The sequence below is a fragment of the Pseudomonas sp. M5A4_2d genome, assembly GCF_053345295.1.
The window spans coordinates 1,007,514-1,027,936 of the sequence record NZ_JBKEZW010000001.1 but is presented as its reverse complement, the minus strand read 5'-3'; the positions used below and the strand labels follow the sequence as shown (position 1 = coordinate 1,027,936).

Annotated in this window: 14 protein-coding genes; 5 read left to right on the top strand and 9 right to left on the bottom strand. The window is 58.8% G+C overall.

The window, feature by feature from the left end:
• Nucleotides 1-90 precede the first annotated feature (90 nt).
• The 6 genes from ACLBW8_RS04720 to ACLBW8_RS04695 all read right to left on the bottom strand — a co-directional run bounded on the left by ACLBW8_RS04720 (nucleotide 91) and on the right by ACLBW8_RS04695 (nucleotide 7,272).
• Nucleotides 91-648 carry a hypothetical protein gene (locus tag ACLBW8_RS04720; RefSeq protein WP_447804717.1) on the bottom strand — a complete coding sequence of 186 codons (558 nt, stop codon included), beginning with the start codon at nucleotides 646-648 and terminating at the stop codon, nucleotides 91-93.
• A 1-nt stretch (nucleotide 649) separates the two neighbouring features.
• Nucleotides 650-1,906, bottom strand: a complete 1,257-nt coding sequence (locus ACLBW8_RS04715) for an HlyD family type I secretion periplasmic adaptor subunit (protein WP_447805019.1) — start codon at nucleotides 1,904-1,906, stop codon at nucleotides 650-652.
• Nucleotides 1,907-2,428: 522 nt separating this feature from the next.
• Nucleotides 2,429-4,498 (bottom strand): prolyl oligopeptidase family serine peptidase, encoded by a 2,070-nt coding sequence (locus ACLBW8_RS04710; RefSeq protein WP_447804716.1) that lies wholly within the window; start codon nucleotides 4,496-4,498, stop codon nucleotides 2,429-2,431.
• A 31-nt stretch (nucleotides 4,499-4,529) separates the two neighbouring features.
• Nucleotides 4,530-5,441, bottom strand: a complete 912-nt coding sequence (locus tag ACLBW8_RS04705) for a LysR substrate-binding domain-containing protein (protein WP_447804715.1) — start codon at nucleotides 5,439-5,441, stop codon at nucleotides 4,530-4,532.
• A 36-nt stretch (nucleotides 5,442-5,477) separates the two neighbouring features.
• Nucleotides 5,478-6,131, bottom strand: coding sequence for a cysteine hydrolase family protein (locus ACLBW8_RS04700; RefSeq protein WP_447805018.1), 654 nt, complete (start codon nucleotides 6,129-6,131; stop codon nucleotides 5,478-5,480).
• A gap of 229 nt (nucleotides 6,132-6,360) precedes the next feature.
• A complete protein-coding gene (locus ACLBW8_RS04695; RefSeq protein WP_447804714.1) occupies nucleotides 6,361-7,272 on the bottom strand; it encodes a LysR family transcriptional regulator in 912 nt (303 codons plus the stop codon).
• 141 nt (nucleotides 7,273-7,413) lie between these two features.
• Between ACLBW8_RS04695 and ACLBW8_RS04690 the strand changes: the two genes are divergently transcribed.
• From ACLBW8_RS04690 to ACLBW8_RS04670, 5 genes are all read left to right on the top strand, one after another.
• The gene (locus ACLBW8_RS04690) at nucleotides 7,414-8,619 is read left to right on the top strand and encodes an MFS transporter (RefSeq protein WP_447804713.1); all 1,206 of its coding nucleotides are present in this window, start codon (nucleotides 7,414-7,416) and stop codon (nucleotides 8,617-8,619) included.
• Nucleotides 8,620-8,948: 329 nt separating this feature from the next.
• The gene (gene mexE / locus ACLBW8_RS04685; protein ID WP_447804712.1) at nucleotides 8,949-10,190 is read left to right on the top strand and encodes a multidrug efflux RND transporter periplasmic adaptor subunit MexE; all 1,242 of its coding nucleotides are present in this window, start codon (nucleotides 8,949-8,951) and stop codon (nucleotides 10,188-10,190) included.
• 15 nt (nucleotides 10,191-10,205) lie between these two features.
• On the top strand, nucleotides 10,206-13,385 hold the full coding sequence (locus tag ACLBW8_RS04680) for an efflux RND transporter permease subunit (protein ID WP_447804711.1): 3,180 nt from the start codon (nucleotides 10,206-10,208) through the stop codon (nucleotides 13,383-13,385).
• Nucleotides 13,382-14,797, top strand: coding sequence for an efflux transporter outer membrane subunit (locus ACLBW8_RS04675; RefSeq protein WP_447804710.1), 1,416 nt, complete (start codon nucleotides 13,382-13,384; stop codon nucleotides 14,795-14,797). Before ACLBW8_RS04680 ends, ACLBW8_RS04675 begins: the two co-directional genes overlap by 4 nt.
• 153 nt (nucleotides 14,798-14,950) lie before the next feature.
• Nucleotides 14,951-15,853: a lipase family protein gene (locus ACLBW8_RS04670; protein ID WP_447804709.1), complete on the top strand. Its 903-nt coding sequence runs from the start codon at nucleotides 14,951-14,953 to the stop codon at nucleotides 15,851-15,853.
• 7 nt (nucleotides 15,854-15,860) lie between these two features.
• Here the strand turns inward: ACLBW8_RS04670 and ACLBW8_RS04665 are convergent, their stop codons facing one another.
• The 3 genes from ACLBW8_RS04665 to ACLBW8_RS04655 form a co-directional block, all read right to left on the bottom strand.
• Nucleotides 15,861-17,561: an aspartate:alanine exchanger family transporter gene (locus ACLBW8_RS04665; protein ID WP_262667880.1), complete on the bottom strand. Its 1,701-nt coding sequence runs from the start codon at nucleotides 17,559-17,561 to the stop codon at nucleotides 15,861-15,863.
• Nucleotides 17,562-17,629: 68 nt separating this feature from the next.
• Complete coding sequence (locus ACLBW8_RS04660; protein WP_447804708.1) at nucleotides 17,630-19,060, bottom strand: glutamate decarboxylase; 1,431 nt, start codon at nucleotides 19,058-19,060, stop codon at nucleotides 17,630-17,632.
• A gap of 187 nt (nucleotides 19,061-19,247) precedes the next feature.
• Nucleotides 19,248-20,270 carry an AraC family transcriptional regulator gene (locus ACLBW8_RS04655; RefSeq protein ID WP_064452293.1) on the bottom strand — a complete coding sequence of 341 codons (1,023 nt, stop codon included), beginning with the start codon at nucleotides 20,268-20,270 and terminating at the stop codon, nucleotides 19,248-19,250.
• Between the last annotated feature and the right edge of the window lie 153 nt (nucleotides 20,271-20,423).

Sequence of the window (20,423 nt, the reverse complement as noted above, 5' to 3'; positions counted from 1 at the left end):
ATATTAGCCACATAAAGATAACCTGAAGCGTAATTTTTTTGAGACACAAGGTTTTGGACAGCGACTCTTTGATCAGCGGACAAAACCACGTTAGTTTCCATCACGTTGACCTATAAAAATTAGCCGTTTTACATCCCAGTACCCTTTCAGTATTTCGCTATAGGTCAATTTTTTTTCTGACGGTCTAAAGTCGACTCTAACCCCAAGCTCTCCTTTATAAGTACCTCTAATAGTACAAAGACTTTGAAGTCGACAATCAAAATAAATATACTCACCCGAAATCAAGTCGTTAAATATTAAATCATTACTCCTTACCTCATCGCTCGACTTATACACTACAAACTTTGAGTTAGACTCCGCCACCGTCAACGTCGGCTTTACAAATTCATAAGCAAGGCGCCCCGTATCGTTTTTTTTGGCCTGATTTCGCTCTACATATACGGAGACCTTCCCCATATTTACGACATCCAGATCATGAATGATTAAAATTTGATTTTCACCATCAGTCATGACACCTCTTTCTGAAACCGATGAATTCACATAATACTTCGACTCCCCCACTTTAAAATACATAATCCGCTCTGCCCATGCCATAACAGCACCGCAACTAACTACACAAATAGCCAAAAACAATAAAACACCTTTCATATTAATACTCCATCATACTTTCAGCGATATGGCGCTCTAGCGGGCTCAGCAAGTAGTCAATTATTCGTCGATGATCAGTCTTTACGTTAGAACTCACTGACATACCGGACACCAAACTAATATCCTTGCCCTTTACAGTCACAAAATCGCTAAACAAGCGAACTCTGACACTGTAAAGCAAACCTCGTTTCTCATCTTCAATGGCATCATTGGAGACGCTAATTACCTCATTCTCCAGCATTGCCTCAACTTCTACTGGCCGGTCAGTCGGCACGACAACCATCAAGGGTTGAGCGGCGGTGACAACTCCGCCGATTGTGTGAACAGCCAACTGCTGCACCATCCCATCTACCGGCGCAGTCAATCGCATCAGATGATCACGCTGCTCAGCTTTGCTGACCTCTTGAGTGAGCGAGGCAACTTTCTGTTCCGACTGCTGCTGCAAATCCAGCATGGCCCGACGGGTCTGGGCGAGGATGCCTACCCAGCGTCCTTCAGCCTCCTTCTTCGCAGCCTTGAGTTCGTTCACTCGCCCACGCTGCAATGCCAGCTCACGTTCTAGATCCAGCAGCGCTTGTTCTTTCTCCAGGTAGGCATGACGCGGAACATACTGTTGCTCTAACAGCGTCTCGTAGTCCTCTGCAAGTCTTCGAGAGATGGGTAATGTTTTCTGCAAAGTACCGACGTTGATATTGGCTGAAGCGATTTCTGCCGTGCGTTGATCGATCTCCGCTTCCGCTTGGTACAGGGCACTTTTAAGTTCGAAATATTGCCCCTGCAACCAACGCTCAGCAGCGAGTTGTTGAACAGGGCCGGCATCATTAATTTTGCCCTGTAGCGATCCTGGTTCTTTATGGTTCTGGATTGCTTCAAGCATGGCTCCAGCCCGGGTGCTGTCGACCTTGGCGGCCATCAAATCGCTGTTCAAACGCCTGACATCCGCACCGGTCACGCTGGCATCCAGCTCTATCAATACATCCCCGACCTTTACTTGTTCACCGTCGTATACATGGATCGCTTTGACTACCGCCACCTCGCTGGGCTGGATGGTTTTGCTCTTGCCACTTGCGACAACTTTGCCGGTGGCGGTCGCCACGACATCAATCTCACCCAGGCAGGCCCAGAGGAAGGCTAGAGCTGCGAATAGCATGATTGAAAAGAGAATGTAGCGCGGGGCCGGGTGTACTGGTTGCTCCTGCAACGCCAGGGCAGCGGGCAAAAACTGGACTTCGTGCCGCAGGCGCCGTGGTGTATCCAGTAGCTTGCGCTGCCCCCAGGCATGACCCCAAGTGACTGTTCTACGACCGTGTCTTCCTTTACACCCATCATCATTTCCATATGAATACTGAGCGGGTTAACCCAAGGTTTAAGGGCCGTTGAAGCGAGCGTAGACGAGGAATTTCAGGCGGCCGCCTTTTTTATAGATCAAAATGCTATCCCCGGAATACTTTATTAAAATAAAGACGCCAAAACATAGCGAGTTTCCTCAGGAACGAAACCTCATAGCGTCATGTACCGCAGGCAGAACAATAGCCAATTTCGAATGAAGTCAGTGTTGATCAATCGGTCGCGGTAGGAATGGCAGTTCCCTCCCCCGGTGCGAAACTACCGCATACGGCTCCTGCCTCGGGTGCGTGATGCGAGGCCTCTCAGCATACGAGAGTGCATCTTTGGGCTCGGTATGTAGTGATCTGTGAGCAAATCGAAGCGAGGCTACCGTTTTTTTTGAGAGCACCCAGCAGGCGAACGACCCTGACAGCCTCTGACCCGCCGGCCTCGGTCAATCCCCGCCGACGCTCAACTGCTCCCACAAAAAGCTGTACACCAACGCTTTCATGTACGCACTCTGCGCGTTATCCGCCGCTCCACCATGGCCCCCTTCGATGTTCTCGTAATAGGTCACGTCCTGGTTGGCCTCGATCATCCTGGCCGCCAGCTTGCGGGCGTGGGCCGGGTGTACACGGTCATCACGGGTGGAGGTGGTGAACAGCACCGGCGGGTAGGTCTGCGCCGGGTCGAACAGGTGGTAAGGCGAAAAGGTCTGGATGTAGGCCCACTCTTCGGGCACGTCCGGGTTGCCGTACTCCTCCATCCAGGAAGCCCCGGCCAGTAAGTGGTGATAGCGCTGCATATCGAGCAATGGCACCTGCACGACAACGGCGCCTAACAGTTCAGGGTACTGGGTCAGCATATTGCCGACCAACAGGCCGCCATTGCTGCCACCTTGCACGCCCAAATGCCGGGGCGCGGTGATTTTTCGGCTGATCAGGTCTTGCGCGACCGCAGCAAAATCTTCGTAGGCGCGCGCGCGATTGTGCTTGAGTGCGGCCTGATGCCAACGCGGGCCGTATTCGCCACCGCCGCGAATGTTGGCGACGGCATACACCCCGCCTTTGGCAAGCCAGGCGCGGCCAAGCCCGCCGGAGTACTCCGGGCACAGCGAATACTCGAAACCGCCGTAGCCATACAGCAAGGTTGGCGCACTGCCGTCGTACTGCAACCCTTGCTCATGCACCAGGAAATACGGCACACGGGTGCCATCCCTGGACGCTGCAAAATGCTGTTGCACCACGTGACGACTCGAATCGAAGAACGCCGGCATGGCTTTCAGCACGAGCGGTTGAGCGCCGATTTGAGCCAGTGAAAGCGTGACCGGCGTGAGGTAGTCCCGCGTGATCAGCCAAACCGCGTCGCTGTCATCGCTGTCGACCGCACTCACGTCCACAGTCGCCATCGGCGGCGCACCGATAAATGCACTGCGCGTCCAACCTTCGGCGCCAGGCGTCAGCACGCTGAGACGGTTCCTGACGTCATCCAGCACGTTCAGCACCAAGTGGTTGCGCGTCCAGTCCATGTCTGCCAGCGAGGTGCTGTCAGACGGCACGAACAACACGTCGAAATCGCGCGCGCCGGCCATGAAATGTTCAAACTTGATTGCCAACAACGAGCCGGCCACATAGCCGTCACCCACTGGCCAGTCGTCACGTAGTTTCAGCAGCAGCCAGTCTTTGTGCAGCGATTTTTCGGCCGAGTTAGGCGCGTCGATTTTGCTCAGTTTGCCGTCGCCGACCCGCAGGTACAGCTCATCGTTGTAGAACGCCAGCGTACGGCTGACGAAATCACGTTCGTAGCCTGGCGTACTGTCGTGCATTGCCGCGATATACATATCGTCGTGCTGGCCTTCGTACACAACACTGGCCGCGCTCAGCGGCGTTCCGCGCTGCCACTGCTTGACGATGCGCGGGTAGCCCGAGCGCGTCATGCTGGCCGCACCGAAATCGGTGAACACGTACACGCTGTCCTGGTCGATCCAGTCCATTCCACCCTTGGACTCGGGCAGTTGGAAGCCGTCTTCGACCCAGGCTTTGCAGACCAGATCAAATTCGCGCGTCACGCTGGCATCCGCCCCGCCACGGGACAGTTCGATCAGGCAGCGCTGATAGCCCGGTTGCGAATGGCCCGGTCGCAGACAGTTGGCGCCATGCCATACCCAGTTCTCGCCCTCAAGGGTGTTCAAGGCATCGATATCCAGCACGGTTTCCCAGGCGGGTTGGGCCTTGCGGTACTCCTCCAGCGTGGTGCGACGCCAAAGGCCACGTGGGTGCGCGGCGTCAATCCAGAAGTTGTAATAGTGCGCGCCGATTTTTTCCACGAAAGGGATATTGCTGTCGCTATCCAGCACCGCCAGCAGGTCGGCCTGCAGCGCCTTGAAGGTGTCCGATTGCGCGAGGCGCGTATCGGTTTTCAGGTTCTGCGCCCGCACCCAGTCCAGCGCCCTGGCACTGTCGACCTCTTCAAGCCATAGGTACCGATCGTGGAGCGTGGTGGGTTCTGTTGGGAGGTTTGACATGGTCGAATCCTGTCGAAAGCTGTATTGAAAATTATCCGTGACCGCTTACGGCTTGCCCTTGGGACGCGTAGAAGTCGGCCATGTAATCGACAAACGCCCTGACGTTGGGCGCCAGATACCGCGATTGCGGATAGAGCGCGAAGTAATGCCGTTGGCCCAGCGAATAGTTGGGCAGAATGGAGACGAGTTGCCCTTGCGCAAAATTAGCGCGCACGGTGGCCTGGGTAAAACACGCGATGCCGGCGCCGGCCAGTGCGGCGGCGTGCAAGGCGCTGAGGGTGTTGGTCTTGAACTGCCCCGTTGGCGTGACCTTGACCGGTGCACCACGTGGCGGGCACAGCTCCCAGTCGGATGAGGCGCCGATAAACGCCAGCAAGCGATGGCCGTCGAGTTCCTGGGCTGTGCGTGGCAAACCGTGGCTGTTTACATAGGCCGGAGAAGCCACCAGGACCAGCTTTGAAACCGTCAGGGTGCGCGCGACCAGCGTGGTGTCAGCCAGTGCACTGGCGATACGGATAGCCACATCGAACCCTTCGGCGACCAGATCAACGAACTGATCGTCGCAGCACAGCTCAAGTTCGATATCGGGGTAGCGCTTCTGGAAACCCGGCAGCCAGTGCGGCAGGTCCAGCGTGCCGACCACCAGGGGCACGCTGACCCGCAACAGGCCGTTGGGTTGCTGATGCCCCTGCGCCATGGCCATGGCGGCCGCATCAAGGCGATCGAGAATATCGACGCACGCTGCGAAGTAGTGCTCTCCGGGGCGGGTCAGGCTGAAACGCCGGGTGTTGCGGTTGATCAACTGAACGCCCAGTTCAACTTCCAGTTGCTGCAATTGCCGGGAAATCGTCGAGTGGGTTGTGTCGAGCCGCTCTGCCGCCGCAGAAAAGCCCTTGGCCTCGACGATGCACCGAAAGGCGCGCATGGCAGATAACTGGTTCATGAAGCGAATATGACTCCAGGCGAGCAGTCCGGTGGATCAGTGCACGGGCAAGGCAACGATTTGCGCGGTGGTCAGCACCGAACCGAAGGTGTCTTCGATTTCCGCCAGCGCCGCATTGTGCAACGCGTCCTTGGACACCGAATCCCCATTGGCGCGAGTGATTGCGCGGGTTGCAGTGGCATCGGATGCTACCACAACGTCGTAACCCAACGGCACCGCGTCACGCGCGGCACCGGCGACACAGGCGTGGGTCATCAGGCCGGAAATGATCAGTGTCTTGATTCCGGCTTTCTTCAACTGGGCGTCGATATCGGTGCTGGCGAACACACTCACGGTGGTTTTTTGAATGACTTTGTCCTGTGGACGCGGCTGCATCAACGGGTGGAAGTTCACCGTTTTACCGTCCTTGGCAAACACCGCTGCGCCCTCCGGAGCCACGTGTTGCACGTGGATCACCGGGATATGTTGCTTGTCGGCAAACGCAATCAGGCGCTGGGCGTTGTCCAGGGCTTTCATGCCATCCGGGATCGGCATGCGGCCCGTGAAGTATTCGTTCTGGAAGTCGATCACCAGCAGCGCGGTGGTTTTCGGGTCCAACTGGTCGGTCGGTTTGGCACCGAACATGGCGCGGATGGTCGGCTGCGGATTGGCCTGAGCCTCAGCGGCCACGGCACATTGGCCGAGGCTCATCAGCAGGCCAAGGCCGGCGATGACGGATTTAAGCACGTGCGGCACGGCGACGGCGTTTGCGGCGCGCAGGGTCAATTGAGAAGTAGCAATGGCGTGGGACATGAGCGGGTTTCCTTAAGCAGTCGTCGGGTTGACGAGGTTAGCTTAAGCAGGCCCTACTGTTTGATCCACGCACATAAGCAAACAATACCTGTGCTATTTCCGCACATATTTGAAGCCAAGCGGGCGCTCACTTACGCGCGCCCAGCCCTGTCACGAGCGCATCAACTACCGCGCGAATCTTGGGCAGCGCCTGGCGATTTTTAACCCAGGCCACATTGATCTCCATTCCCGTGATTGCCAGTTTCGGCAACACCTCAACCAGCGTCCCGTCCCGCAATGGTTGCTCGATCAGCCATGACGGCAACTGTGCGATACCGCAGCCTGCCAGTGCGGCCATCAGCAATCCGTCACCATTCCCCATCACCAGGTGCGCAGCGATTTGCCTGTGGCGTGTTTCGCCCTGCTCGCCGGCGTAACGCCACGGGCTGATGCTCCCGTCAATCCAGCCATAGGCAATGCACCGATGGTGCTCAAGGTCGCGCTCCGCGTGTGGGGTGCCATGGCGAGCCAGATACGCAGGGGATGCACACAAAACATGCCGTTCACGGCTGAGCAGCCGGTGTTCCACCGTCTCCGGCCAGGCGTGTGCATCGCCAATGCGCACCACGATGTCCACGCCTTCCTTGAGCGGGTCGATAAAGCCATCTGAGAAAGAGATATGCGGTATCAGCAATGGATGATCCTTCACCCACTGCAGAAGGATCGGTAACACCTGTGCGCGGCCAAATGCGCTGGGCAGGTCAATGCGCACACGCCCGCGAGGCTCGGTGTTTTCTGCCTGAAGTGATAACTCCGCTTCTTCCAGGTCGGCCAGTACGCCGGTGCAGGTGCGCAGAAACGCAACACCGGCATCCGTCAGCGATAACGTGCGCGTGGTGCGCTCGAACAGTCTGGCGCCCAGGCGCGTTTCCAGGCGCGCGATGTTTTTACTGATGGCAGAGGCCGTCAGGTGCATTTTCTCGGCCGCTGCCGTGAAGCTGCCGTACTGCGCGACACAGACAAACACATCGATGCCCTTCAAGCGTTCGGAGGAATACACAGACGTTCCTTATTCATGAATTCATTTCCAATATATTGATAAAAAGCATCCTAAATCAGAACCAGGATCAAAAGTAAGCTGCACCTTTCCGAGCGAGCGAACCATGACACTCGCACCTTATAAGTGGACGATGAGGCTCGAATGCTGGCAACGCTGAAAAACTACCCGCTCACCCTCAACCTGCTGCTGTGTGCCTCGCTGGTATTAACCCTCGCCCGCGCAATTACGCTGCCCTACCTGGTCATCTATTTATCGGGCCACTTTGAATTGAGCATCGCCGACATCGGCCTGGTCATTGGCAGCACGCTCATCATTGGCTCGCTGCTGAGCCTGTATGGCGGTTTTCTAGTGGACAGAATGTCCAGTTACCGGCTTATTCTCACGTTCTGCGGCGTGTTCACGCTGAGCTTTCTCGGCGCGTATGTCGCGCCCGCGCTCTGGCTGTTTTACCTGTGCCTGGTGTCAGTCAACCTGGCCTATGCCGTGATTGATATTGCAGTGAAGGCCGGATTTGGCAGCCTGCTCCCCGTCGATCAGCGCAGCGAAGTGTTTTCGATCAAATACACGCTGACCAATATCGGTTATGCCGTCGGGCCATTTCTGGGCGCGGGGTTGGCCGCCGTGGATACCAGCCTGCCCTTTCTGATGTCAGCAGGGCTTGGCGCCGGGTTCTTTTTTATCTATTTCGTGTGGGGCGACAGGTGCCTGGTAACGGTCGAGGCAAACCAGCCGCCCACGCCGTTCCTGGCAGTCGGCAAACTGCTGCTGCGTGATTACCGCCTGGTGTGCTTTACCTTGGGCGGGCTATTGAGTGCGGTGGTGTTCGGCCAATTCACTGCCTATCTCTCGCAGTACCTGATAGTCACCTCCACGCCCCAGGCGACCTACCGGATTATCAGCACGGTTGTGGCAACCAATGCCCTGATGGTGATCAGCTTGCAATACGGCCTGGGCAAACGGATTACCCATCGGTACTTGAACGTGTGGCTGGCGGCCGGCCTCAGCCTGTTTATCGTCGGGCTGGGCGGGTTCGCGCTGTCCACCACACTGTTGATGTGGGTGCTGTCCATGGCCATTTTCACCCTGGGTGAAATTATCGTGTTCCCCGCCGAATACATGTTCATCGACAACATTGCGCCGAATCATCTGCGCGGCATGTATTACGCCGCGCAGAACCTCAGCAACGTCGGCGCAGCATTGGGCCCCGTGCTGTGCGGATGGGTGCTGGCAACGCAGCCGGCTCACTACATTTTCTACATGCTGGTACTTTTTATAATCGGCGGTGGGATGCTGTATCTGCTGGGCGTTTCCCTGTCAGGTGCCCTCACCGCCAAACCGGTGAAGTGAGCGCCTTCGAGCGTCCTGGCGGGGTATACGATCGGTTGCGTCAAATTACCACCTAGGCTGACGCCTGAGGCCAGGTTGATACTGTTCAAGCGGCTTGCAACGCAAGCTGGCCAGCGACAGCGCGACGTTGGCCGTGTTCCTTGCAAGCTGCGCAATACACCTTTGTCATCAAGCCCATTGATAGCTCCCTAACGAAACCCGCATCCTAGAGGGCTAATATCGCGCTTATATCATTCCGAATGATAGTTACCTTTGCTTCATTCGATTCGTGACATAGCACCTCGCCGCGCATGATCCGCCCATCTCAAATACATTGGCGGATGCACCTCATGGAACAGTCACTCAAACATTTGCGCTTCCCCTTGGCGATTTTGGCCGTGGTGGTGATGAGCGCGTGCGGCAAAACGCCGGAACAAGCGGCCGCCATGCCCCCTGCAAAAATCAGTGTGGCCAAGGTGCTCGAACAACCGGTCAACGAGTGGGATGAATTCACCGGTCGCCTGGAAGCGCCGGAAACCGTGCAGATTCGTCCGCGCGTGTCCGGCCAGATCGACCAAGTGGCGTTCATCGAAGGCGCCCTGGTGAAGAAAGGCGATGTGCTGTTCCAGATCGACCCCCGTCCGTTCCAGGCCGAAGTGCGCCGCCTCGAAGCCCAGCTTGCCCAAACCAAAGCCGCCGCCAGCCGTAGCGATAATGAAGCGCAACGGGGCGAACGCCTGCGTCAGAGCAACGCGATTTCCGCCGAACTGGCCGACTCGCGCACCACCGCTGCCCAGGAAGCCCGCGCCGCTGTCGCCGGGATTCAGGCGCAGCTGGACCTGGCCAAGCTCAACCTGAGCTTTACCCGCGTCACCTCGCCGATCAGTGGCCGCGTCAGCCGTGCCGAAATTACCGCCGGCAACCTGGTGACCGCCGACGTCACCGCGCTGACCAGCGTGGTCTCCACCGACAAGGTCTACGCCTACTTCGACGCCGATGAGCGCGTGTACCTCAAGTACACCGAGCTGGCCCGCCAAGGCCGTCGTGGCGCAACAACGCCTGTGTACCTGGGCCTGTCCAACGAAACCGGCAACCCGCACCTGGGCCAGATGAACTTCGTCGACAACCAGGTCAACCCGGCCACCGGCACCATCCGTGGCCGCGCCGTGTTCGATAACAGCAAGGACGAATACACCCCTGGTCTGTATGCCCGCTTGAAGCTGGTTGGCAGCGGCACCTACTCCGCTGTGTTGATCAACGACGAAGCGGTCGGCACCGACCTGGGCAAGAAGTTCGTGCTGGTGATGGACGGCGACAAACCGGCTTATCGCTCGGTGGAACTGGGGCCGAAGATCGAAGGCTTGCGCATCGTACGCAGCGGTTTGAACAAGGACGACACCATCGTCGTGAAGGGCTTGCAGCGCATTCGTCCGGGGTCGCCGGTTGCACCGGAAACGATCCCGATGGCCAGCAAGGAAACCCTCGCCGCCTTGGCACAACAACGACAAGCGCTTGAAGCCAGCAACCTGGAGCAAGTGGCGCCGGATAAAGCCGCGCCCAAAGTTGCCAGCGTCGCGACTCCACGCGGTTAAGGGATACAACTCAAGATGAATTTTTCCAAGTTCTTCATTTCACGGCCGATCTTCGCAGCGGTGCTGTCGCTGTTGATCCTGATCGCCGGTGCAATCTCGCTGTTCCAACTGCCGATCAGCGAATACCCGGAAGTGGTGCCACCGACCGTCGTGGTCCGTGCCAACTTCCCGGGTGCCAACCCCAAAGTCATCGGTGAAACCGTGGCCGCTCCCCTGGAGCAAGCCATCACCGGCGTCGAGAACATGCTGTACATGTCCTCGCAGTCCACCGCCGACGGCAAGCTGACCCTGACCATCACCTTCGCCCTGGGCACCGACCTGGACAACGCGCAGGTGCAGGTGCAAAACCGTGTGACGCGGACTCAGCCGAAACTGCCTGAGGAAGTGACCCGCATCGGTATTACCGTGGACAAGGCCTCCCCCGACCTGACCATGGTGGTGCACTTGACCTCACCGGATCAGCGTTACGACATGCTGTACCTGTCCAACTACGCCTTGCTCAATGTGAAGGATGAGCTGGCACGCCTGGGCGGTGTGGGTGATGTGCAACTGTTCGGCATGGGCGACTACTCCCTGCGTGTATGGCTGGACCCGAACAAGACCGCGTCGCGCAACCTGACCGCCACTGATGTCGTGAATGCGATCCGCGAACAGAACCGTCAAGTGGCCGCCGGTGCCCTGGGTGCGCAACCTGCGCCGAATGCCACCAGCTTCCAGTTGTCGGTGAACACTCAGGGCCGTCTGGTGACGGAAGAAGAGTTCGAGAACATCATCATTCGCGCAGGCGATAACGGTGAAATCACGCGCCTGAAGGACATCGCACGGGTCGAGCTGGGTTCCAGCCAATACGCCCTGCGTTCATTGCTCAACAACCAGCCGGCCGTGGCGATCCCGATCTTCCAGCGCCCAGGCTCCAACGCCATCGAGATCTCCAACGAAGTGCGCGGCAAGATGGAAGAGCTGAAAAAGAACTTCCCGCAAGGGATGGACTACAGCATCGTCTATGACCCGACCATCTTCGTGCGTGGCTCCATCGAAGCGGTGGTGCACACCCTGTTCGAAGCACTGATCCTCGTGGTGCTGGTGGTGATTCTGTTCCTGCAAACCTGGCGCGCCTCGATCATTCCATTGGTGGCGGTGCCGGTCTCGTTGATCGGTACGTTTGCGGTGATGCACCTGTTTGGCTTCTCGCTTAACGCGCTGTCGCTGTTTGGCCTGGTACTGGCGATCGGTATCGTGGTGGACGACGCCATCGTGGTGGTGGAGAACGTCGAGCGTAATATCGAGTTGGGATTGGAACCGTTCCAGGCCACTGAAAAAGCCATGAGCGAAGTGACCGGCCCGATCATCGCCACCGCGTTAGTGCTGTGTGCGGTGTTCATTCCAGCAGCCTTTATCAGCGGCTTGACCGGGCAGTTCTATAAGCAGTTCGCGTTGACCATTGCGATCTCGACGGTGATTTCGGCCTTCAACTCGCTGACCTTGTCCCCTGCCCTCGCTGCCGTGTTGCTGCGCGGTCATGATGCGCCGAAGGATCGCTTCTCCAAGGTGCTCGACAAGATTTTCGGCGGCTGGTTGTTCCGGCCCTTCAACCGCTTCTTCGTCAAGGCCAGCAACGGTTACGTCGGCACCGTACGCCGGGTGATTCGTGGCAGCGGTATCGCGTTGTTCCTTTACGCCGGTTTGATGGTGCTGACCTGGTTCGGTTTTGCCCACACCCCGACCGGTTTCGTGCCGGCCCAGGACAAGCAATACCTGGTGGCCTTCGCGCAATTGCCGGACGCGGCGAGCCTGGACCGCACTGAAGATGTGATCAAGCGCATGTCCGACATCGCGCTGAAGCAACCGGGCGTGGAAAGCGCCGTAGCGTTCCCGGGCCTGTCGATCAACGGTTTCACCAACAGCCCGAACAGCGGCATCGTGTTCGTGACCTTGAAGCCGTTCGACGAACGTAAAGACCCGAGCATGTCTGCAGGTGCGATTGCCGGTGCACTGAACGGCAAGTACAGCGGCATCGAAGAAGCCTACATGGCGATCTTCCCACCGCCGCCGGTACAGGGCCTGGGCACGATTGGCGGGTTCCGCCTGCAAATCGAAGACCGTGGCAACCTGGGGTATGACGAGTTGTACAAAGAAGTACAGAACATCATCACCAAGAGCCGCACCACGCCGGAGTTGTTCGGCCTGTTCACCAGCTACACGGTCAACGTGCCCCAGGTCGATGCCGCCATCGACCGCGAAAAGGCCAAGACCCACGGCGTGGCGGTCAGCGACATCTTCGACACCATGCAGATCTACCTGGGTTCGTTGTATGCCAACGACTTCAACCGCTTCGGCCGTACCTATCAAGTCAACGTGCAGGCTGAGCAACAGTTCCGCCAGGATGAAGACCAGATCGGCCAGTTGAAAGTGCGTAACAACAAAGGCGAGATGATTCCGCTGGCGACCTTCATCAAGGTCAGCGACACCTCGGGCCCGGACCGCGTGATGCACTACAACGGCTTTATCACCGCCGAAATCAACGGCAACGCCGCACCGGGCTACAGCTCCGGCCAGGCCCAGGCGGCGATTGAAAAGCTGCTCAAAGAGGAACTGCCCAACGGCATGACCTACGAGTGGACCGACCTGACTTATCAGCAAATCCTCTCGGGCAACACTGCACTGTTCGTGTTCCCGCTCTGCGTACTGCTGGCGTTCCTGGTACTGGCGGCCCAGTACGAAAGCTGGAGCCTGCCATTGGCGGTGATCCTGATCGTACCGATGACGCTGCTGTCGGCCATTACCGGGGTGATCATCTCGGGCGGCGACAACAACATCTTCACCCAGATCGGCTTGATCGTACTGGTGGGCCTGGCCTGTAAGAACGCGATTCTGATCGTCGAGTTTGCCAAGGATAAACAGGCCGAGGGGCTCGATCCGCTGGCTGCGGTCTTGGAAGCCTGCCGCTTGCGTCTGCGGCCGATCCTGATGACCTCGTTCGCCTTCATCATGGGTGTGGTGCCGCTGGTGTTGTCCAGCGGTGCCGGTGCCGAGATGCGTCATGCCATGGGTGTGGCGGTGTTCTCCGGGATGATCGGTGTGACCTTCTTCGGTCTGTTGTTGACGCCAGTGTTCTACGTACTGATCCGTCGCTATGTAGAGCGCAGCGAAGCGCGCAAAGCGGCCAAGGCCTTGAAGCTGGAGACACAGCAATGAGCGTGAAAGTATTCCTGCCGAGCTTGCTGGTATTGGCGCTGAGCGCCTGTGCCGTGGGCCCGGACTACAAAACCGAGAAACTTGCGGCTGCCAATATCACGGCCGCCGCCGACACCAAAAGCTACGACCATGCCCAGTACGAAGGCATCTGGTGGCAGCAGTTCGAGGACCCTACCCTCAACCAACTGGTGACCCAGTCGCTGAGCGGTAACCGCGACCTGCGTGTAGCGTTCGCCCGTCTGCGAGCCGCCCGCGCGATTCGCGATGACGCGGCCAACGACATCATGCCGGTGGTGACCAGCCGTGGCAGCAGCGACGTGGGTAAAGGTCAGATTCCCGGCCAGACCACCAAGCGTGTCAACAGCGAACGCTACGACCTGGGCCTGGACATGGCCTGGGAAGTCGATTTGTTCGGCCGCATCCGCCGCAACCTCGAAGCCAGCGACGCTGACCAACAGGTGGCAGAAGCCGACCTGTACCAACTGCAAGTCACCATGATTGCCGAGTTGGTGGACGCCTACGGCCAACTGCGCGGCGCTCAACTGCGCGAACGCATCGCCCTGGACAACCTGAAGAACCAGCAGGAATCGCGCACCATCACCGTCAGCCTGCGTGATGCCGGCGTCGGCGACCAGCTCGACGTGGAACGCGCCGATGCCCGCCTGGCGGCGGTTGAAGCCAGCGTGCCGCAACTGCAAGCCGAGCAAGTGCGCGAGCGTAACCGCATCGCCACCCTCCTCGGCCAGCGCCCCGACAAGCTGACCGTGGACCTGAGCCCGAAAGACCTGCCGGCGATTGCCAAGGCGTTGCCAATCGGTGACCCGGGGCAACTGCTGCAACGTCGCCCGGACATTCTCAGTGCCGAACGCAAACTGGCCGCCGCTACTGCCCGTATCGGCGTGGCCAAGGCGGACCTGTTCCCGCGGGTCAGCCTCAGCGGCTTCCTCGGCTTTACCGCCGGGCGCGGTTCGCAGATCGGCTCGGCGGCCGCGAATGCCTGGTCCCTCGGCCCGAGCATCACCTGGGCGGCGTTTGACCTGGGCAGCGTGCGCGCCCGTTTGCGCGGCGCGAATGCCGAGGCCGATGGCGCCCTGGCGACGTATGAGCAGCAAGTATTGCTGGCGCTGGAAGAATCGGAAAATGCATTCAGTGATTACGGCAAACGCCAGCAGCGTCTGGTCTCGCTGATTCGTCAAAGTGAATCCAGCCGCGCCGCCGCCGACCTTGCCGCGATCCGTTATCGCGAAGGGACGGTGGACTTCCTGGTGCTGCTCGACGCGCAACGTGAGCGCCTGGCGGCGGAAGACTCACAGGCACAGGCCGAAGTGGATTTGTATCGCGGGATTGTCGCGATCTACAAAGCCCTCGGTGGTGGCTGGCAGCCGGACACCGTCGTCGCCAGCAGCAAGTGAGGTAAAGAGCTCCTTTGGTTGGTCGCATCCAGCCAATTTTTTAGCCCTGCGGTCCATTCGGTCGCGGGGCTTTTTTTTATAGCGGATTCAGCAGGTTTAACACGGATCTTGTGCTTCACTCATTCACAGTGATGACTTCACAAGGAGCCCGAGATGGATCGACTTTCTGCTGCCCCCTACGCATTACTGGTGATGTACGCCTGGGACCTGTGCGACATCAACCCTCGCCAGATTCCGCCACGAATCGACCCACGCATCAATGAAACGGGATGGAACGTAGTGGGATTTATCTCAGGCTCGGACGACATCCTGATATCTGGCCTTGGCTTGAGGTCGACCATGCTCGGCGCCTCTGACGACCAGCGCAGTCGCGTCTGCTACGGCTATGTCGCCCAGCGTAACGTCCAGGGCCAGGACCAGTACGTGGTGGCGATACGCGGCACCGACGGTGCGCAGGAATGGGGTGACGACCTCGACTTCCTGATGATGAACCACCCCAACCCGAAAGCCGGGCTGGTGGATCAGGGTTTTTGGGACATCTACCGGACGATGCAATTCCACGGTGCGGACGGTGCGTCGCCGGTGCCGCTCGCGCTCGGCATCAGCCAACTGACGACGGCCAACCCGCCGATGGTGTTGGGACACAGCCTGGGGTCGGCCCTCGCAACCTACTTGACCCTCGACCTGAACCTGCAAGGCTGTAAGGCGAGTGCCTGCCTGTTTGCCTCGCCAAAAACCGGTAACAAGACGTTCGTGGACTTCTTCGAGACTCAAGTCGGCAACTACGACCTCTTCAACTATGCACGCGATGTTGTGCCGACCGTCCCAAAGAGTGACATATTGCATTTCTCCGCCTACTACGCGTTGTTGCAGGCCAAGACAATTCCCGCCGGTGCTTCAAGTCTCGGGATTAAAGACAACCCCCTGTGCAATCACCACCTGATTTGCTATACGGCGCTGCTTGATCCTTTGGCCTATAAGCAAGCCATGGCGGACCCCGGCTGCACCGCCGACGACCGACAGTGCGCACAGTGTGTTGTGCCTGGAGCCTCCTGAACCGGCGTCAGCGTGCGAGAACCATCGCGAAGTAGCCAAACACCGTCAGCAAAATCCCCGACACCGCATACGCCACTGGAAAACCGATCCAGGGCACGCTGCTATCAATCTCCTTGGCGGCTTCACGTGCCGGCCCGGAATGGCTACGTGCCCCCGCCACACCGCCCATGAGGATCGCCGGGTTGATCTTGAACACGTGAAACCCCACCGCCCATACGATAAACGGCGGAATGGTGCAGGCCACAAAGCCCAGCACAAAGATTTTCAACGCGATGATCGGGCTGATTTGTGAAACCAGATTAGCCCCGGCATTCACCCCTACGATCGCGACAAAGAAAATCAGCCCCATGTCCTCAAGAATGTTGCGTGCCGCGTTGGGTGTATTGCCAAAGAAGCGTACTCGCGACACCAGTGACGACACGATAATCCCCGACACCAGTAAGCCGCCCGCGTTGCCCAAGCCCACCGCTGCACCGAACGCCGGCACTTGGATCAGACCGATCAGCAAGCCCAATACCATGCCCAGCGATAGCGTCAGCAAATCGGTCGCGGTACTCGGCCGCCCTGCCTTGCCCAGTAACGCCGTGGCTTTGTCGATGGCCGTACGCAGGCCGATCAGGTGCATCACATCCAAGCGTTGCAGGCGTGTTTCCAGCCCCACGGGAATGGGCGCGCCGCCGCGCTCGATACCCACCAGTTGCACTTGTCCGGCAATCGACGACTGGCTGAACTGCTTGAGCTGCTTGCCGATCGCGTCGCGGTGGGTCACCAGAATCACCGCCTCATCCAACGGGATATTAAGCGCCCGGGCATCCGGCACTTCTGGCCCGATCAGGCCCATGTGATCCGTCAGCGCATCAAGACTGCCCCCCAGCGCAATGATATCGCCCAGTTGCAGCACCAGTGCCGGATCGGCCCCGAGCAACTGGTCGCCGCGCTCGACATTCTCGATCTGGTACAGCTCAAATTGTTGGCGAAACTGCGCGATGGTTTGCCCCACCCATTCACTGTTTACCAATCGATAGGCGCGCAGGTCAAAAGGCCGATAGCCACTGAGCCCCGCGTCGTCAACGTTCGGCACGCCATGCTCCACCTCATACGCCTTGGCCGCCTTGCGTGCATCCACTCCCCACCAGCGCGGCAGGTATTTGCAGATCAGGATGATGCCGACCGTGCCCCAGATGTAAGTGATGCCATAGGACAGCGCGATCATGGCCGTCGCCGCTGCGGCGGTGGTGCCCGGTGGCAGCGGCACGACGCCGGAAGTGATGGCTTGCTCCGCCGAACCGATGGCCGCCGACATGGTTTGAGAACCGGCAAGAATACCGCCGGCCGCACCCACCGGCAGCGACAACAGCTTCACCCCCAACACCACGATGCCCAAGCCGAGGAACGACGAAAGAATCGCCAGAAAGGTGAATTTCAGCCCATCGCCCTTCAGGCTATTGATAAACGAGGGACCGACCCGCAACCCTACGCCGTACATGAACAGGTAATAAAACAGGCTCTTGGTGAAGTTATCGAGCTCGAAATGCACGCCGTAGTAAGACGCCCACGTCGCAATGGCGCAGCCTATGACGATAGCCCCGGCCACCGCCCCCAAGCCGTAACCTTTGATGGTGCCGCGCCCGACCCAGACGGACAGGCCGACCACCAGGAACAGCAGAATATAGGGGTTGTCGTGCAGGAAATTGAAGAAGGCTGTCACGATGATTCGTACCTTGCGATGAAACGCTAAAGGCACCGGGCCTCAGGCCCGGCGAAGATGCAGTGCGTTCAGGCGAGGTTCGGGGTGTCGGCCGGGATGACCGGCTCAGCAATCGCACCGTGGCTGAAGCTCGGCCCGGCGTCGGAATTCAACACCGGGTTTTTCTGCAAGTAGGCAATGGCCTTGCGCAGGTCTTCAAGCAACAGCGCCACCAGGTCACGGCTCACGCCATGGCGAACCAGGATGCGCTGCACCACGACGCTTTGGCGATCTGATGGCAGCGGGTACGACGCGATCTGCCAACCGCGCATGCGCACGCGCTCGGACAGGTCATACAGGCTGAATCCATGGTCAATGCCGTCCTTGAGTTTGTAACAGACCGCCGGCAGCCCGTCTTTGCCGTCGTACACCAACTCCAGCGGGGCGAATTTGACGATTTCCGAGGCGAGCCATTGCGCCGTGTCGGAGCAGGCCTGCTGAATACGCGTATAGCCATCACGCCCGAGCCGCAGGAAGTTGTAGTACTGGGCAATGATTTCACCGCCCGGCCGGCTGAAATTCAGGGCGAAGGTCGCCATATTGCCGCCCAGATAATCCACGTAGAAGATCAGCTCTTCCGGCAAGTCGGCGGTGGAACGCCAAATGACCCAGCCCACGCCAAGCGGCGCCAGCCCGTACTTGTGGCCCGACGCGTTGATCGATTTGACCCGTTCGATCACAAAGTCCCATTGCAGCGTCTGCTGGATGAACGGGGCGATAAACCCGCCACTCGCCGCATCAACATGTATCGGGATATCCAGGCCGAGATCGCGCTGCATCGAATCCAGCTCGGCGGCCAACGCGGCGACAGGCTCGTAGATACCCGTGAAGGTCACGCCCAAGGTCGCGACCACGCCGATGGTGTTCTCGTCGCAATATTCTCGCAGGTCGGCCGGGAGCAGGCCCAAGGCGTCACCGCGCAAGGGCACTTCACGAATTTCCACATCAAAATAACGCGCGAATTTTTTCCAGCAAATCTGCACCGGGCCGCACACGAAGTTCGGTTTGTCGGTCGGCAGGCCAGCGGATTCACGACGCTTCTTCCAGCTCCACTTCAGGGCCAGGCCACCGAGCATGGCGGCTTCGCTGGAACCTGTGGTCGAACAGCCAACGGTTTGCCAGGATTTGGGGGCATGCCAGAGGTCGGCAATGATGTGCACGCAACGGTTTTCAATCTCGGCGGTTTGCGGGTACTCGTCCTTGTCGATCATGTTCTTGTCGAGGGCATCGGCCATCAACTGCTTCACTTCGGGCTCGACCCACGTGGTGCAGAAGGTCGCCAGGTTCTGCCGCGAGTTGCCGTCAAGCAACAGCTCATCGCGCACCAGGTTGTAGGCCGCCGACGGCGTAGTCGAGTGATCAGGCAAACGGTACTTGGGCAAGGTGTGCTGGGACGAGCCGCTCGAATACACATCTTCGATGGCTTGGTCTTGAGTTTCTACGGTTTTGTGAAGTGCCATGAAATCCTGCTCTTGAATGAGGGAAATGGCGTAGACGTTGATCGCGACAAGTGCCGATCAGGCTGCGTCAGGGGCAAGCGATGGAACGGTCGCGCCGACTATCACACATAATCCGGCGCCGGAAAGTGCCCCAGATCATTGAAACCATGGGTCTGCGGTCAGAGAGGGTCGGTCGCTTGCAAGTGACCTATTGGCTTATCGCTTCGTTCAATATCAAACTGCGGTAATGCCCGGGGTTGGACCCCGACCACTTGCGAAACGCCTTGTAGAACGAACTGGTGTCGGCAAACCCCAACCGCCCGGCGATTTCGGCAAAACTGACCTGTGGCTCAGCCAGCCAGACAATCGCCAGTTCCTTGCGCACGCTGTCTTTAAGGCCCTGATAGGTCTGGCCTTCATCCGCCAGGCGGCGGCGCAGGGTCGACGCCGAGATACACAGGCTGGCGGCCAGGCCGTCGGTTTCCGGCCACATGTCAGGCGGCATCTGGCGCAGGTCGTTCTTGATGCGAGTAGCCAGGCTATCCGGATCACGGTATTTGACCAGGATGTTGGCCGGCGCATGCGCGAGAAAACGCTTGAGGTCCTCCGGGCTGCGCTTGATCGGCAGGTCCAGGCAGTCGGCAGAAAAGATCATGCGCGTGCGCGGCCGGTCAAACCGCAGGTTGTCGGAGAACATCACCCGATAATCGTCACAGAAGTCGGGCTGCGAGCAACGCAGCTCAATGGCCAGGATCGGAATGCGTCGCCCCGCCAGCCAGCAGGCGACGCCATGGACGATCATCCAATAAGTGAAATAGGTAAACGCCCGCTTGGGCTCCAACTCGGGCTCCAGCAACACAATTTCTGCCAGGCTTTGCTGGCGCACCAGTTGAGCGGGCATCTGCTCAAGCATCAGCGACAGAAAACCCAGGCCGGTTTCCAGACTTGTGTCCAAACTGGGCTGCGCCATTGCGGCGCGGCACAGGAACGCCAGGCTGCCGGACTTGAGCTTGCGCGGGTCCATGCCGAAGAACTCATCATCCAGGCGCCGCGCCAACAAGCGCCACAGGCGCGCGTACGCCGTTGCCGGCACCCGAGCATTGGGCTGCTGCAGCCATGCCGGGGCGATCCCGACCTTGCTCAACGCTTCAACCGTGGCCGCGCCGGGGGCGCAACTTTGCAGTAAGGCCTCACGGACAAGATGGATGGAGATGGTGTCTTTTTCCGCCATGGGGGTTGGGCTATTCAACGCTACAAAAGAGGATGAGCATCATAAAGGCGGTTGCGATTCGCCACCACCGTTCAGCCGCAGTTCAGCAAAGGTCGACATTCAGTGTTTAGTAATGAGTATCATTATGTTACAAATTAGCATCTTCTACAGTCT